We start from the raw sequence: 15,332 nt of genomic DNA, 5'->3' as shown, positions 1-15,332 counted from the left end.
GTTGAAGCGCATGAATCCGGAACAACGATTCTCCTTTGGGCAGGCTAAGGGTCAGGTCTTGAGTACGTATCCGTAGGCACGAATCCGTCCTCCTTGCTCTTTGAGGTACACGCCTTGAAGTTCCGGGGTAAATCCGGGCAAGGCGTTGATGCCTTCTTCCAGTGCCAGGAAATACTTGAGCACCGCGCCACCCCAGATTTCCCCCGGCACCACGCACAAAACGCCGGGCGGATAAGGCAGCGCCCCTTCGGCGGCGATGCGGCCGTCGGCATCGGCCAGCGCCACCAGCTCGACATTGCCGCGGATAAATTCGATCTGTGCTTGCTGCGGGTTCATGGCTTTTTTCGGGAAGTGTTCCTTGCGGAACATGTCCTTCTGCAATTGCTGCACGTTATGGCTGCGGTAGAGGTCGTGCATTTCCTGGCAGAGCTGGCGGATGGTGTAGTCGCGGTAGCGATCCTCGTAGCGCGCATAGATGGCCGGCAACACACGGCTCATGGGGGCGTTGTCACTGAGGAACTGTTCGAAACGGGCCAGTTGCGCGGCCAGATGGCTCATTTTTGCCCAGTCTTCGGCTGGCGTGAGCAGGAACAGAATCGAATTGAGGTCGCACTTCTCGGGGACTATGCCGTTCTGGCGCAGGAAGTTGGCCAGGATGCCGGCGTGGATGCCGAAGTCGGTGTAGCTGCCATCGATCGGGTCGATGCCGGGGGTGGTAAACAGCAGCTTGCAGGGGTCGATGAAGTATTGCTTGTCGGCATAGCCTGGAAAGGCATGCCAGCGATCCTTGGGGTGGAACTCGAAGAAGCGGATATCGCTGGCGATATCATCGGTCGGGTGGTCCTGCCATAGACGCCCATCGATGGTTTCCGGCACGAATGGGCGGACCAGGGTGCAGGCTTCGAGAATCAACTTGCGCGCGTTGATGCCGAACTTCACGCAATCTTCCCACAGGCGCAAACCACTGCGTCCGGCATGGATGCGTGCATTGACGTCCAGTGAAGCGAACAGCGGATAGAACGGGCTGGTGGAGGCCTGGGCCATGAAGGCGTTGTTCAGCCGTGCGTGATTGCAGTAGCGCGCCTGGCCCTTGATGTGGCGATCTTTCTTGTGGACCTGTGAGGCCTGGGAGAAGCCGGCCTGTTGTTTGTGTACCGATTGGGTGACGAAAATTCCGGGATCGTCCGGGCCCAGGTCAAGCAGCATGGGCGAGCAATCCTTCATCATCGGGATGAACTGCTCATAGCCCACCCACGCCGAGTCGAACAGGATGTAGTCACACAGCTTGCCGATGCGGTCCACCACCTGGCGCGCGTTGTAGATCGTGCCGTCATAGGTGCCCAGCTGGATGATGGCCAGGCGGAATGGGCGTGGCAGCTGCGCCTTGTCCGGGGCGACCTCATTGATCAGGTCGCGCAAATAGTCCTCTTCAAAGCAGTGGGCATCGATGCCGCCAATGAACCCGTAGGGGTTGCGCGCGGTTTCCAGATAAACCGGCGTCGCTCCGGCCTGGATCAGTGCGCCCTGGTGGTTGGATTTGTGGTTGTTGCGGTCGAACAGCACAAGGTCGCCAGGGGTCAACAGGGCGTTGGTCACCACCTTGTTCGAAGCCGATGTGCCATTGAGCACGAAATAGGTCTTGTCGGCATTGAACACCTGGGCGGCATGTTTTTGCGCCAGCAGGGCAGGGCCTTCGTGGATCAGCAAGTCACCGAGTTTGACGTCGGCATTGCACATGTCGGCGCGGAACAGGGTTTCGCCGAAGAAATCGAAAAACTGGCGGCCGGCGGGGTGCTTGCGAAAGAACTGGCCGCCTTGGTGACCCGGGCAGGCGAAGGTCGCATTGGCGGCCTCGGTGTAGTGCTTGAGGGCATCGAAGAAGGGCGGCAGCAAACACTCTTCATATTGCCTGGCGGCGGTCTCGAGCTGGTTGCCGTAGTACTCGGCGTTATGTTCGTCGAGGTCGAACACGCCATTGACCAGCAGGATCACCTCATGCAGCCGTTTATAGACCTCCAGCGCACGGTTGCCACCATCTCTGGGTATCACCAGAAACAGCGGGATATCGAAGCCTGTGCGTTTGATGGCATCCAGCACGCCACCCATGACATCGTCCACTGTAAGTACCGCAGCGGCGACATTGGTAAAGTCGGTATGGTCCAGGGCAACGAGAGGGCGGGAAGTATGGAAACAGTCTCGAACGGTATCACCGGCAGCGATTTTCAAAGCACTCATAACCAGAGTCTCTCCGTCTGTCTTGACGTTGAGTTACGGGGACAAGCGCCTGCAAGGGCGCTAGCTTCACAGTCAGAACTGATTGCCCTTTCGGTATAGTCCATTTTTGAGACGTTGAACTAATTGGTGAGGTTTTTTCGTATTATCTTGAAACGATTCTGCAGTCGCTCGCCTTATCGCACTTTAAGTCCATGACCTTGGTTATTACATCGGACCAGGGCAGTCTCAGATTGACCGCTGGTTTACGCGCGCCATCAGTTGCTCGGCAGTCTCTTTGCGCTCCGAGTAGCGATCTACCAGAAATTCCTGGCGGTCGCGCAGCAGCACGGTGAACTTCACCAGTTCTTCCATCACGTCGACCACACGGTCGTAGTACGCCGACGGCTTCATTCGGCCTGCGTCGTCGAACTCGGTAAAGGCCTTGGGTACCGAGGACTGGTTGGGGATGGTAAACATCCGCATCCAGCGTCCCAGCACACGGAGCTGGTTGACCACATTGAACGACTGCGAGCCGCCACAGACTTGCATCACTGCCAGTGTCTTGCCCTGAGTGGGGCGAACGGCGCCGAGCTCCAGCGGAATCCAGTCGATCTGCGCCTTGAACACCGCCGACATCGCGCCATGCCGTTCCGGCGAGCACCAGACCTGACCTTCTGACCACATGACCAGCTCGCGGAGCTCCTGCACCTTGGGATGGTCTATCGGAGCATCATCGGGCAATGGCAATCCGGACGGATTGAAGATGCGCGTCTGTGCACCAAAGTGCTGCAGCAGACGAGCAGCCTCTTCGACCAGCAGACGACTGAACGAACGCTCGCGAGTAGACCCGTACAGCAGCAGGATGCGCGGCTTTTGGTCATCGGGGTGTTGCGGGACCTGCGTGTCATCGAACAGCGTTGGATCAAGGTTGGGAAGGTGGTCTGACATATGTCCTCTTGCTCAAAGAGAGCCGATTCGATCCAGCTCACGCATCAGTTCGTCGCGGCTGAGGTTTTTGAAGGGCAGGGCGAGAAAGGCTATGCAGCGTTGCTCGATGTGCGCCAGTGTGGCGCGGAAGGCGGCGTCGACCAGCGCATCATCACCCGTCACGTCGGAGGGATCCTCCAGCCCCCAATGGGATTTCAGCGCCGGGCCGAAATACACCGGGCAGGATTCGCCCGCTGCCTTGTCGCACACGGTAATGACGATATCCGGGGGATTGTCCTCGAAAGCGTCATTGCCCTTGCTGCTCAAGCCCTGGATGCTGATGCCGGCCTGCTTCAGGGTGGCAAGACTGCGCGGCAGCACCTGGCCCCTGGGAAAACTGCCGGAGCTGACCGCTTCGAATCCTTCGGGCGCCAGGTGATTGAACATGGCTTCTGAAAGGATGCTGCGGCAGCTGTTGGCCGTGCACATGAACAGGACTCGCATGGGTTTCTCCTGCCGCTATGGGCGACATCAAAGGCTCAGGCGCAGTGCCAGGGCCGAGAGGGTGATTAACAAAACCGGAAGAGTCAGCAGGATGCCGACCTTGAAGTAGTAACCCCAGGTGATGCGCATGCCCTTGCGCTCCAGTACATGCAGCCAGAGCAGGGTGGCAAGGCTGCCAATGGGGGTGATCTTCGGGCCCAGGTCGCAACCGATGACGTTGGCGTAGATCATGGCCTCGCGGATCAGTCCTTCGGCGCCGCTGGCCTGGATAGACAGTGCTCCGATCAACACGCTGGGCATGTTGTTCATCACCGAAGACAGCAACGCGGACAGCAGTCCGGTACCCATGGCGGTAACCCACAGACCCTGTCCAGCCAGAAAGTCGAGCACCTGGGTGAGCAAGTCCGTCAGCCCGGCGTTCTTCAGACCGTATACCACCAGGTACATGCCCAGGGAGAAGACCACGACCTGCCAGGGGGCTTCACGCAACACCCGCCGCGTGGAGATCCTGTGCCCTCTGGCAGCCACCGCGAAAAGGGTTGCCGCACAGGCCGCCGCTACCGCGCTGATGGGAATGCCCAGTGGTTCCAGGGCGAAAAGGCCGACCAGCAGGACGAGCAACGTCCACCAGCCAACCACAAAAGTAGCGCGGTCGTGAATGGCCGCCGCAGGTTCCGGTAGTGCATCGACGCGATAGCGCGGGGGCAAATCTCGCCGGAAATACACAAACAGCACCAGCAAGGTAGCAACCACACTGGCCAGGTTTACCGGCACCATGACGGAGGCGTACTCGGCGAAACCCAGCCCGAAGTAATCGGCCGACACGATGTTCACCAGATTGGACACCACCAGCGGCAGGCTGGCGGTGTCGGCGATAAAGCCAGCGGCCATCACGAAGGCCAGTGTTGCGGCGGGCGAGAAGCGCAGGGCCAGCAACATGGACATGACGATGGGCGTGAGAATCAGCGCCGCGCCATCGTTGGCAAACAACGCCGATACAGCGGCGCCCAGCAGCACGCAAAACGCAAACAATCGGTAGCCGCTGCCATTGGCCCAGCGTGCCACGTGCAGGGCGGCCCATTTGAAGAAGCCGGCTTCATCCAGTAACAGACTGATTATGATAACGGCGATAAAAGTCGCGGTTGCGTTCCAGACAATGGCCCACACAGTGGGAATGTCCTGCAGCGACACCGCGCCGACCGCCAGGGCGATGATCGCGCCGATTGTTGCACTCCAGCCTACGCCGAGGCCTTTGGGTTGCCAGATGACCAGAATCAGGGTGAAGACGAAGACTGCAGTAGCAACCAGCATCGAAAGTGCTCTCTATCAGGGATTCAACAGCAGGCAACATCGCGGACAGGGCGTCCATCCATGTTCTGCAGGCGGGAGGCATCGTTTTTCAGCCATTCGGTATTGGCCTGCAACGTCATCTGAAGGATTTCGTGTACCCAGGCCGGCAAGCCCGGATTGAGCCGGTAGTAAACCCACTGCCCCTGACGACGATCGAGCAGCAAACCGATGCTGCGTAACTGGGCAAGATGACGGCTGATCTTCGGCTGGCTGTCATCGAGGGCACACATCAGCTCGCAGACACAAAGCTCGCCTTGACCTGCAATCAGCAAGGTGGCGCGGGCACGGGTCTCGTCGGCCAGGCTCTTGAATACTTCGGGTGGGGTCATCATGGGGTGAGTCTTTCACATATGGATAACCTAATATACGGATATCCATATGTTTAAGGCAAGCCGCAAAGCGAGCTTCCAACCCAATGCGGCGCCTCAGCAACGGCTGCAAAGCATCGCGGCGACCGAGCGTGGAAGGCGTATCCGGGGTTGCCAGCCTACGTCTGACAGCACGAACTCGATCGCCTGGCTATAGCGTTCAGTTCTTCTTCTTTAGTAGTTTGCCCAGGTAGTACTTGAGGCTGAAACGGTCTTTGGGCCGTGGCTTGTAGTGGGTCTTGTTTCTTTGGGTCGGATCGATCGCCATGGTTCCTGCGGTGTAGTAATACAGCGCGATGGACCTGCGGGTGATGTGCTCGGGGGTCGTCAAAGGCTCCGGGTGCCCATGATTGCTATCTTTATCGGTATTGAAAATGACGCAGCGGTTGAAAATCGGCAGGATCTTCTTGACGCAGTTCTTCATGCCGATATCCCAGATCTCCAGGTTGCCGCCATATTCCTCTTGCCAGTTTTCATTCAGATAAATGATGACATTCAGTCTGCGCTCGACATTAAGCTTTTTGTTGAGCCGGAAGTCCGAGTGCACCCCCAGGAAACCACCACTTTTGGTTTCATGCAGACCGCCACCGGTGAAATAGGGGTCAGGTATCAAACCTTCGATGCCGGTGAGCTTTTCAAGAAACTGCAGCATCGGCGCCGAGTTGAATGCGTTAAAAACAGTTTTCAGAAAAGGCGGACATTCGTTGGGGCTGATTTGACGTTTAAGCTGACCCTTATAGCCGCGCTCATAGAGCATTTCGTTGTTTGTTGGCTCGGCCGGGAAGTGTGAGCAGATCGCTGCAATCAGCTCTTCGTGCAAGAAGTTATCGATGACGATGTGCGGAAATGGCTCGGCCTGAACATAGTGACTGGTCAAGGAGTGCCCAAAGTCGCTGGCCGCGTTCTGGTCGAAATCAAGCTCCGCAGACAAGGTGATAGGTAGTGCTTGAGTGATGGGTGCCATTACCGCTCCAATAACTTAATGTAAAAACCTGTGGATGCCTCGCAGCAGGGCTGGCAGCACGGCTCGTGCATGCCTGCTCAGCTTAAGCCTTGCCGGCATCCTTGTTCAGGCGTTTAAGAATGTTGTTGTACATTTTGGTTCGTCTGTGGGTGGTCTCATAGCCGCCCGTCGCTGCGACAGTTCCGGCCTGGATATGATCGAGATAGCTGAATATTTTACGTGGCGATAACATCTCGACAACATAGCCAAGCTCGGTCATGCGGTCCTGGAGGGTATAGCCGGGAACACGATCATCCATCGAGAAATGCATGCCGTGTTGCTTGATGAGCTTGCAGTTCCACAGTGTGCAGAAGCTCTTCAGATAGACTTCTTTATAGGGCTTTGGCTCTCTGGATTTTAGCCCCATGGAAATTTTCAAACGCCTGAAGTGATGCTTGAACAAACGTGAGCTAAACCGCCAGAATGTTCGCACGGTTCCACGATTTAGTTGTTCGACACAGCCGACGGCTACGACGTTGCGGTTCTTGATGCACTTGTTCAACATCAGCGAAAAGATATTCTTATCAAAAACAAATGTGTCCGTGTGCATCAAAAATAAATAATCAGTTTCAACTCGCTGCAGCACCATGTCCAGTGCCTTGCCATGGGCGATATGACCTGCCTCCGGTTCGGAAACAGAACGCTCTATCAAATTGATCCAGTCGAGTGTCCGCAGGTATTCAGTGCTTTCATCGGCGGAGTAGTTATCCACTACCCATATCGGCACGTTGTCGCTGGACAGATGCTGGTGCAACAGATCCAGGCAGATCTTGGTGATTTCCGCTGTTTTGTAATTAACTATTACAACGCTGAAAGTTTCAGGGCTTTTAGTCGCAAAACTGGTGTTGTTCATCGTTCAGGGCACTCAGTAATATTATAGTTAGATGTAGAGATGATTGATCCTGTGTCCAGTTTTCGTTTGTATGTATACATGGGTTTCTTGACAACGATAAAGCCCTGTTTGCAGCTTGCTTCTCATACACTGAATGATCATGGCTTAGACAGGCCTGATGGCGAGCAATAGACGCGGACTTCATCGTATTAGAGTCCACTCGTCAGGTAAATATCCATGTAGCAATTTTTTCATTTTCAGACTGATCAGGCAGCGGTGTGGTTGCATGAAATTCAGTTCTGAAGTACGACCCCATCGCAGGTAGAGCCTGCCATTAGCCGATTGCTGCCTGCCGCACAGCGCGCGTTCTTCTGATTTTTCGCTGATTGGCTCGACCGCCTGGCCAATCCTGAAAATGCAACGTTGTGCTTGTCAGTGGCTGTCGAGTGGCGCAGTCAGGCCTGGCAACGACTGTCTTAAAAGTGAAATAAATAGTCGCTCAGAAATATTGCTGAAATATTTCATTCTTATGATCCAGAGAGGTTTACTAAAAGGTCACCCGTCCATGCGTCGAGCCGTGTTCAATCTGAAAGGGGGTGTTGGCAAGTCAAGCATCGCCTGCAATCTCGCTGCCGTGAGTGCTGCCGAAGGCTACAGGACGCTACTGGTGGATCTCGATCCCCAGGCCAACTCGACCTGCTACCTGACAGGGCTGGCCGGTGATGATATTCCCATGGGGATCGTCGATTTCTTCAAACAAACCCTCTCCAGCGGCCCGGCCAGTAAAAGGAATCGCGTGGCCATCACCCAAACCCGCTACGACAATCTGCATCTGGTCACGGCTCACCGCGAGCTGGCTGACCTGCAGACCAGGCTCGAGTCCCGGTTCAAGATCAATAAGCTTCGTCGTTTGCTGGTAGAACTTTCCGAGGATTACGAACGCATTTACATCGATACGCCGCCGTGCCTGAATTTTTATACGATCAGTGCGCTGATCGCCGCCGAGCGGGTATTGATTCCTTTCGATTGCGACAGCTTTTCCCGGCAGGCGCTCTACAAGGTCATCGCGCAAGTGGCCGAGCTACAGGCCGACCACAATGAGTCCCTGGTTGTGGAGGGCGTGGTGGTCAATCAATTTGTGGCGCGTGCCAACTTGCACCAGATGCTGATCAACGAGTTGGTGGCCGAAGGCTTGCCAGTGTTGCCGGATTATTTGAGCAGCACAGTCAAAATGCGTGAATCCCATGAAGCCTCGGTGCCGATGATCCATCTGGCACCACGTCATAAGCTTACGCTGCAATACGTAAGCCTGTTTTCAGCGCTGGAAGGGGCCAGTCATTAGCCGGGCTCAATGTAAGTTCTGCCGGTTTGACGCCGGCTATGCAGTTCAGGAAAACAACAGCTAAACTTTCCTGCGCTGGGGTGGAATGTCGCCTTGGGATGTCAATGTCTGGCAAGGGAGCCACCCGCCATGAGTGTCGAACAGAGTCATTACAGTGCGCCGACCCTGCTGGTGGTCGATGACACGCCCGATAACCTGATGCTGATGACTGATCTGCTCAAAGATCACTATCGGGTCAAGGCCGCCAATAGCGGAGAAAAGGCCTTGCGAATACTGCAGGGCGACGCACTGCCGGACTTGATTCTGCTTGACGTGATGATGCCCGGTTTGTCCGGCCATGAAGTGGCAGAACAGATCAAGCGCGATCCACGAACCCGCGACATTCCTATCATCTTTCTGACAGCGCTGGCCGGAACCGAAGATGAGATCCATGGCCTGGAACTGGGGGCTGTCGACTACATCACCAAACCCATCAGGCCGGCGCTGGTTCTGGCGCGGGTCGACACCCAGCTCAAGCTCAAGGCTGCCAAAGACTTCCTGCGCGATCACAACGACTATCTGGAGCAGGAGGTCGAGCGTCGCACGCGCGAGGTGACGGCGATCCAGGACGTAGCCATTCAGGCCATGGCTTCCCTGGCGGAGACTCGCGATAACGAAACGGGCAACCATATCCGCCGGACCCAGCACTACATAAAGGTTCTGGCGCAATACCTGCGTGATCATCCACGATTCAGTCACTTTCTCAACGAGCAGACGATCGAGTCGCTATTCAAGTCGGCGCCGCTGCACGATATTGGCAAGGTCGGCATTCCCGACCATATCCTCCTCAAGCCAGGTCGTTACACCGAGCAAGAGTTCGAGATCATGAAAACCCATACGACCCTGGGGCGTGACGCCATCCAGCTTGCCGAGGACCGGCTTGGTTTTCGCGCCGACTTTCTCAACCTGGCCAAGGAGATTGCCTACAGTCACCAGGAAAAATGGGACGGCAGCGGCTATCCCCAAGGGCTGGCTGGCGACGACATTCCCATCAGCGCCCGGTTGATGGCGGTAGCCGATGTCTATGACGCGCTGATCAGCCGACGGGTCTATAAAGCCGGGATGCCCCATGCGCAAGCCGTCGAGATTATTCGTCAGGGGCGGGGTACGCACTTCGATCCGGACGTCTGCGATGCCTTCCTGTCCTGTGTTGAACAGTTCCAGGCCATTGCCTTGCGTTTCGCCGATACCGATCAGGACATGGCCGACAAGCTGGTTGCCCAGGAACGTCTCGGTCAGAAGCCCTGAACCCGCTCCTGCGAGCTCCCTTTGCCAGTGTTTTTTTCAGGTTTACGAGGATAGGTCATGGCTCGATTGCGCACCCTGCTTGAGCGCCTCGCGCTATTGCACAAACTGATCCTGGGGTTTTCGGCGCTGTTGGTGTTGGTGCTGGTGCTTGGTGCACAAAGCCTGCGGACCCAGCAATCGCTCAAGCAGGACATGCAAAACCTCCACCTGCAGGAACTGGTCGGCATGGAGCACTTGCAGGAAGCTCGGGTGCAATTGCCGCATATGATGCAAGCGCTGCAGCGTGCGGTAGGCACCGACAGCGCACAGTTGCGGGTCGAATCGCTGCAGCAGTTGGGAGAATTCCAGGACCGCCTGCAAAAGGCCTTGGCGCGCGCCAAAGTGACGCTCAGGCTCGCGGAGAACCTGGCGCGCCTGGCCGAGTTCGACATGCTGCTGCAAAGGTTGCAGCATTATGGCGAACAGGCGTCCCTGTTGATTAACCAGGGCAAGCAGACCCAGGCGCAGTCGCTGGTCAACAGCAACGAGTTCCAGCAGATTGCCCGGCAAGCCGACACCCTCCTGTACGCCATCGCCCAGATCAAGGAAGCCTCGATCCGTGACACGGCCAAGGATATTGCCGAATACGCCGAACGCAGTACCCGGCTGACCTACGTCCTGTTGTTCGGTGGCTTGTCTCTGGCGCTGCTTCTGTCCTGGCTGGTCAGCCAGTCGATTCGCAATCCGCTCAACCGGGTGCGGGTTGCAGTCGATCAGTTGGCCGCCGGGCAACTCGATCAGCCGATTCCCCACACTGATCTGAATAATGAAACCGGCGACCTGGCGCGGGCCATCGCCAAATTGCAGACCGAGTCCCAACAACTGGAGCGTCAGCGCTGGATCAAGGCGCATACGGCCCAATTGCAGGTCGATCTGCAGCAGACCGAAACGCCCGCCGAACTGGCGCAGGTATTCCTGCAACACATGGCCGGCCTGCACGGAGTCTGCCAGGGGGTGCTGTACAGTGCCCAGGAAGACGGCGACCAGTTGCTGCTGATGGGACGCTATGCCACCGATGCCGAGCGACCACCGCAGGAGCAGGTTCTCTTCGGCGATGGGCTGTTGGGACAGTGCGCGGTGGACCGTCAGCCGCGACAGTTTCAGGCGCCGCCCGAGTATTACCGGCGTCTGCACACACCGCTTGGCGAGACCGTGGCCAGTTGCATGCTGTTGCAACCGATCGTGCATGGTGCGCGGTTGCTTGGGGTACTGGAGCTTGCCGCACTGGCGCCGTTAGGCGAGCGCGAGATGCAGCTGTTGCATGAAGCCACCCCTCGCCTGGCTGCGGCCATGGCGATCATGGAGCGCAATCAGGCGGTGAAGTCGCTATTGGCAGAAACTCGTCGCCAGGCCAGTGAAGTCGCAGAACAGGCGTTGCAACTCAAGGAGCAGGCAAAGGTACTCGAGTCCCAGCAATCGGCGTTGCGTGCTACCGAGGCACAGCTGCGCGCAGTGCTCGACAGCAGCCCGGTGGCCATGGTGATCAGAGGTGCCGATGGCCGTCCGACTTACTGCAATCCGCAGTTCGAAAGCTTGTTCGGGGTCCGCTTCGCTGAACTTGAAGCGACGGACCCGGGGCAGTTCTGGGTTGACCCGCAGGCACACCAAAGTTTCCTCGCCGCGGCAGCCCAGGGTACGGTGCTGAACTTCGAAGGCAGCCTGCAGTGCGCCGCCGGTGAACCCCTGGAAGTACTGGTTTCGGCGGTCACGCTCAAGCTGGGGGAGTTGGGCATCGGGGCCAACTGGTACTTTGACATCACCGAGCGCAAGACCGCCGAGGCCGAGGTGCAACGCGCACGCGAGGCGGCAGAAGAGGCGACTCGGGCCAAGAGCAACTTCCTGGCGACCATGAGCCACGAGATCCGCACACCGATGAATGCCATCATCGGCATGAGCCACTTGGCATTGCGCACCGATCTTGACCCGCGCCAGCGCAACTACATCGAAAAGGTCCATCGCTCGGCAGAGTATTTGTTGGTCATCATCAACGACATCCTCGATTTCTCAAGGATCGAGGCCGGCAAGCTGCATCTGGAGCACATTCCCTTTCACCTGGAGGACGTGCTTGAAGGCTTTGCCAGCATGATTGGCCTCAAAGCCGAGGACAAAGGCCTGGAATTGCTGTTCAGCATCGCAGCCAAACTGCCGACCGCGTTGATCGGCGACCCATTGCGCCTGGGCCAGGTGTTGGTCAACCTGGGCAACAATGCGACGAAATTCACCGAGCAGGGCGAGATCGTTCTCGGCGTAGAGCAGCGCGGCGGTGCAGGGGAGCAGGCGCAGTTACACTTCTGGGTGCGTGACAGCGGCATCGGCATGAGCAGCGAGCAATGCTCACGCCTGTTTCAGCCGTTCAGCCAGGCCGACAGCTCTACCACGCGCAAGTACGGCGGGACCGGGTTGGGCCTGGCCATCTCCCGACATCTGGTGGAGCTGATGGGCGGCAATATTTGGGTCGAGAGCGAGCCGGGTCAAGGCTCCGTTTTTCATTTCGAGGTGAGCCTGGGCGTGCAACGCGAAGGCCAGTTGCGGCGCATGGCGACCGCCGACGAATTGGTCGGCACCCGTGTGCTGGTGGTCGACGACAATGCCAGCGCCCGCGAGATTCTTTCCACCATGGCACGCAGTTTCGGCGTCCAGGTCGACGTCGCACACAGCGGAAAAGTGGCACTGAGCATGCTGCAGGAGGCCCAAACCAAGGCACGGCCCTATGACCTGGTGCTCATGGATTGGCGCATGCCGGGCATGGACGGTGTGGAGACGGTGCGGCAGATGCATGCCGCCAAAATGGTACAAACCCCTCAAGTCATCATGGTCACCGCGTTTGGTAACGAGGAGATGCGCTTAGAGGCCGACCGGCATGACATTCAATTGCCGATGGTGCTGACCAAGCCAGTCACTCCGTCGACTTTGCTTGAGTCGTTGTGCGCGATGCTCGGCAAGATCCCCCTCAGCGATACCCGGGCCAGCGCGCGGCTCGGCCAGAGCGCCAGCGTCATGGCCAGCCTGCGTGGCGCGCGACTGCTGCTGGTGGAGGACAATGACCTGAACCGGGAACTGGCGTGTGAACTGCTCGAGAGCGCCGGAATCGAGCTGTGTCTGGCCGTCCACGGAGCAGAGGCGCTCGAGCAACTGGAGCGAGACGCCGACTTCGACGGGGTGTTGATGGACTGCCAAATGCCGGTGATGGACGGCTACACCGCTACCGCCAGAATACGCGAGCAGCCACGCTGGGCGCAGCTGCCGGTGATCGCCATGACCGCCAATGCCATGGCCGGGGACCGCGAGCGGGCGCTTGCCTGCGGCATGAACGATCACATCTCCAAGCCGTTGAACATCGAAGACATGTTCGCCACTCTGGCCCGGTGGATACATCCGCGGGCAGGCCGTAGTGCACCCGCGACCGAAGTTTCACCGGTCACTGCAGTACCGACCACGGGCTTGCCCGGCAGCCTCCCTGGTATTGATCTGCAGGCGGGTCTTGCCACCTGCATGGGCAAAGTCGAACTGTACCTGCGCCTGCTGCGCAAGTTTCACGCCAGCCAGCAGGATTTCTCCACTGCGTTCCTCGCAGCCCAGGATGAAAGTGATCCTTCGGCAACGGCCAGGCTGGCCCATACCTTGCGCGGTACGGCGGGCAACATCGGTGCCCTGGACGTGGCGCAGGCGGCCAGCGCCCTGGAGCTGGCGTGCCAGAGGGGAGCAGACGAGCAGGAACTGGCACAGCGACTGGAGCAAGTCGAACGCTGTCTGACACCGGTGCTGGAAGGATTATCGGCGCTGAACGAACCGACCTCGTCCCTGGATGCATCTGCCACGCCACCTTTGGACAAAGAATGGCACACGCAATTGGCCCACGTCCGATACCTGCTGGCCGAGAGTGACACCGAGGTGCTGACTGCCTTGCACAAACTGCAGGGGCTGGCGTCAGGCCCTCGGGTGGTCGAGCAGTTGCATCGGGTTGTCCGGCAAGCCGAGAGCTTCGATTTCGATCAGGCACTGGAATTACTGGAAACGCTGTCCTGATCCTCCCGCCGGCGAAACAGGCGTATAGCCGGGCTGATTGGCAAGACTGATCTGCCAGCGCTGATCTGCCAGCGTTGGTTGGCCAGGTGCTGCAATGTGCATAGCACCTGGCCCGCCGGTTTCAGTTCAACAGGGCCAAGCTCAAGCTTGCGCCACACCCACTTCAGCTGAGGTCGAGGCGTTGCTGCGCACAGCCTGATACAGCAGGCTGGACACCACGAACCCGATAACGGCCAATACGCTCATCAGACTGAACACGTAGTTGTAGCCCTGCTGTCCAGGGAAATGGTCGAGTATCGCGCCGTAGACCACGTAAGCGAACATGCCCGGTGCATAGCCGATCAGACAACCGATACCGAACGCCGAGCCGGTGATGTGCTGAGGGATGCCCACTTCACCCATGGGTGCCCAGAACACGCCGCGCATGGAAAAGACAATCAGCGCGAAGGACAGGGTGGCGGCCATGCCCGCGTAGATGAAGCTGGGACTCTTGGGGATCAGCAGGATCACGCCCATCAGCGGCAGCAAGGCCAGGAACGCCCATTTCAGGTAACGACTGGTGCTCTTGAACTGCTTGTCGGCGATAAAGCCTCCGGCCGGGCCGCCGAGGATCTTGAGGAAATACTGATTGATGATGCCGTAGGCGCCTACCAGTGCCACCGGCAGCCCATACATCTCTTTGAGGTAGGGAATGAAATAGGTCAAGCCGCAGTAGACGATGTAAACCATGAACACGTTGAGGCTGACCAGCCAGATGCCCGGCACCTTGACCGCTTCGAGCAGGTTCGCCAATCCGTTCTTCGGCTTGGCAGTCGACTGTGCGGTGCCGCTCTTGAGCAGGATCCAGGTCAGGGTACCGGCCAGAATGTCGATGACCGAGTAAAACACAATCGCCGACTTCAGTCCGGTTTCCCCGGAACCCATGGCGACGAAGACTCCCAGCGCAGAGAAGGCGACCAGGGTATCAATGACACCACGGCCACCTTCCAATAGACCGAACAGCCGGCCTTGCTCCTTGTCGTCGCCGAGATTGCGGATGGCCTTGAGCAGCGATGGCCAGAAGAGGCAGTCGGCGCAGACCGCCAACAGGCAAAATACAATCAGCAGGCTGTTGAAGGGCGGGAAGGTCGCCAGGTAGAGCCCCAGGCTGCCGGTGCCGAGCAGGCCCAGAGGAATCAGTTTTCGTGTATCGAAACGGTCCGCCAGCATGCCGCCCACGACGAACAGCGCAGTGGCGATGATGGCATTGGCGCTGAGCAGCAAGCCGATTTGCGTGTGGCTCAGGCCCATGAATTCCTGCATGGGCACATAAAAGGCATCCTTGAGGTTTGCCAGCTTGTAGATGGTGCCGCCACCGAGGATGAGAATCAGGAATCTGAGCCATTTGGCCTTGTCACGAGTTGTCATTTTTGTACTCCAGGCGAATTGGTAATCACTGTT

The 15,332-nt window shown here is 58.0% G+C and carries 11 protein-coding genes; 3 read left to right on the top strand and 8 right to left on the bottom strand.

The features are described 5' to 3' along the window. Nucleotides 1-51 precede the first annotated feature (51 nt). The 7 genes from speF to ASE98_RS15175 all read right to left on the bottom strand — a co-directional run bounded on the left by speF (nt 52) and on the right by ASE98_RS15175 (nt 7,219). Nucleotides 52-2,235 carry an ornithine decarboxylase SpeF gene (gene speF / locus ASE98_RS15205; protein WP_060542158.1) on the bottom strand — a complete coding sequence of 728 codons (2,184 nt, stop codon included), beginning with the start codon at nt 2,233-2,235 and terminating at the stop codon, nt 52-54. A 225-nt stretch (nt 2,236-2,460) separates the two neighbouring features. Beyond that, complete coding sequence (arsH, locus tag ASE98_RS15200) at nt 2,461-3,162, bottom strand: arsenical resistance protein ArsH (protein WP_060542157.1); 702 nt, start codon at nt 3,160-3,162, stop codon at nt 2,461-2,463. Between the two features lie 12 nt (nt 3,163-3,174). Continuing rightward, nucleotides 3,175-3,645 carry an arsenate reductase ArsC gene (locus ASE98_RS15195; RefSeq protein ID WP_060542156.1) on the bottom strand — a complete coding sequence of 157 codons (471 nt, stop codon included), beginning with the start codon at nt 3,643-3,645 and terminating at the stop codon, nt 3,175-3,177. Nucleotides 3,646-3,672: 27 nt separating this feature from the next. Beyond that, entirely contained in the window at nt 3,673-4,956 is a 1,284-nt protein-coding gene (locus ASE98_RS15190) for an arsenic transporter (RefSeq protein ID WP_060542155.1), read from the bottom strand. 23 nt (nt 4,957-4,979) lie between these two features. Continuing rightward, on the bottom strand, nt 4,980-5,327 hold the full coding sequence (locus tag ASE98_RS15185) for a metalloregulator ArsR/SmtB family transcription factor (protein ID WP_060542154.1): 348 nt from the start codon (nt 5,325-5,327) through the stop codon (nt 4,980-4,982). A gap of 196 nt (nt 5,328-5,523) precedes the next feature. Next, on the bottom strand, nt 5,524-6,327 hold the full coding sequence (locus ASE98_RS15180) for a 2OG-Fe(II) oxygenase (RefSeq protein ID WP_060542153.1): 804 nt from the start codon (nt 6,325-6,327) through the stop codon (nt 5,524-5,526). Nucleotides 6,328-6,409: 82 nt separating this feature from the next. Then, complete coding sequence (locus ASE98_RS15175) at nt 6,410-7,219, bottom strand: glycosyltransferase family 2 protein (protein ID WP_060542152.1); 810 nt, start codon at nt 7,217-7,219, stop codon at nt 6,410-6,412. Nucleotides 7,220-7,763: 544 nt separating this feature from the next. On the opposite strand from ASE98_RS15175, the gene ASE98_RS15170 reads away from it, so the two are divergent. The 3 genes from ASE98_RS15170 to ASE98_RS15160 all read left to right on the top strand — a co-directional run bounded on the left by ASE98_RS15170 (nt 7,764) and on the right by ASE98_RS15160 (nt 13,892). After that, nucleotides 7,764-8,540 carry a ParA family protein gene (locus ASE98_RS15170; protein WP_060542151.1) on the top strand — a complete coding sequence of 259 codons (777 nt, stop codon included), beginning with the start codon at nt 7,764-7,766 and terminating at the stop codon, nt 8,538-8,540. A 129-nt stretch (nt 8,541-8,669) separates the two neighbouring features. After that, entirely contained in the window at nt 8,670-9,827 is a 1,158-nt protein-coding gene (locus ASE98_RS15165; protein ID WP_060542150.1) for a response regulator, read from the top strand. 57 nt (nt 9,828-9,884) lie between these two features. Further along, nucleotides 9,885-13,892, top strand: a complete 4,008-nt coding sequence (locus tag ASE98_RS15160) for a response regulator (RefSeq protein ID WP_060542149.1) — start codon at nt 9,885-9,887, stop codon at nt 13,890-13,892. A 141-nt stretch (nt 13,893-14,033) separates the two neighbouring features. Here the strand turns inward: ASE98_RS15160 and ASE98_RS15155 are convergent, their stop codons facing one another. Beyond that, a complete protein-coding gene (locus ASE98_RS15155) occupies nt 14,034-15,299 on the bottom strand; it encodes an MFS transporter (protein ID WP_060542148.1) in 1,266 nt (421 codons plus the stop codon). Nucleotides 15,300-15,332 lie beyond the last annotated feature (33 nt).

Source organism: Pseudomonas sp. Leaf48, assembly GCF_001421885.1.
GTDB lineage: Bacteria > Pseudomonadota > Gammaproteobacteria > Pseudomonadales > Pseudomonadaceae > Aquipseudomonas.
This window is presented reverse-complemented; position numbering and strand designations above follow the sequence as displayed.

Excerpts from the sequence above, each read along its gene's own strand:
- ASE98_RS15195 (WP_060542156.1), bottom strand. The coding sequence starts at position 3,645 with ATGCGAGTCCTGTTCATGTGCACGGCCAACAGCTGCCGCAGCATCCTT.
- ASE98_RS15190 (WP_060542155.1), bottom strand. The coding sequence starts at position 4,956 with ATGCTGGTTGCTACTGCAGTCTTCGTCTTCACCCTGATTCTGGTCATC.
- ASE98_RS15175 (WP_060542152.1), bottom strand. The coding sequence starts at position 7,219 with ATGAACAACACCAGTTTTGCGACTAAAAGCCCTGAAACTTTCAGCGTT.
- speF (WP_060542158.1), bottom strand. The coding sequence starts at position 2,235 with ATGAGTGCTTTGAAAATCGCTGCCGGTGATACCGTTCGAGACTGTTTC.
- ASE98_RS15170 (WP_060542151.1), top strand. The coding sequence starts at position 7,764 with ATGCGTCGAGCCGTGTTCAATCTGAAAGGGGGTGTTGGCAAGTCAAGC.
- ASE98_RS15165 (WP_060542150.1), top strand. The coding sequence starts at position 8,670 with ATGAGTGTCGAACAGAGTCATTACAGTGCGCCGACCCTGCTGGTGGTC.
- arsH (WP_060542157.1), bottom strand. The coding sequence starts at position 3,162 with ATGTCAGACCACCTTCCCAACCTTGATCCAACGCTGTTCGATGACACG.
- ASE98_RS15155 (WP_060542148.1), bottom strand. The coding sequence starts at position 15,299 with ATGACAACTCGTGACAAGGCCAAATGGCTCAGATTCCTGATTCTCATC.
- ASE98_RS15185 (WP_060542154.1), bottom strand. The coding sequence starts at position 5,327 with ATGATGACCCCACCCGAAGTATTCAAGAGCCTGGCCGACGAGACCCGT.
- ASE98_RS15160 (WP_060542149.1), top strand. The coding sequence starts at position 9,885 with ATGGCTCGATTGCGCACCCTGCTTGAGCGCCTCGCGCTATTGCACAAA.
- ASE98_RS15180 (WP_060542153.1), bottom strand. The coding sequence starts at position 6,327 with ATGGCACCCATCACTCAAGCACTACCTATCACCTTGTCTGCGGAGCTT.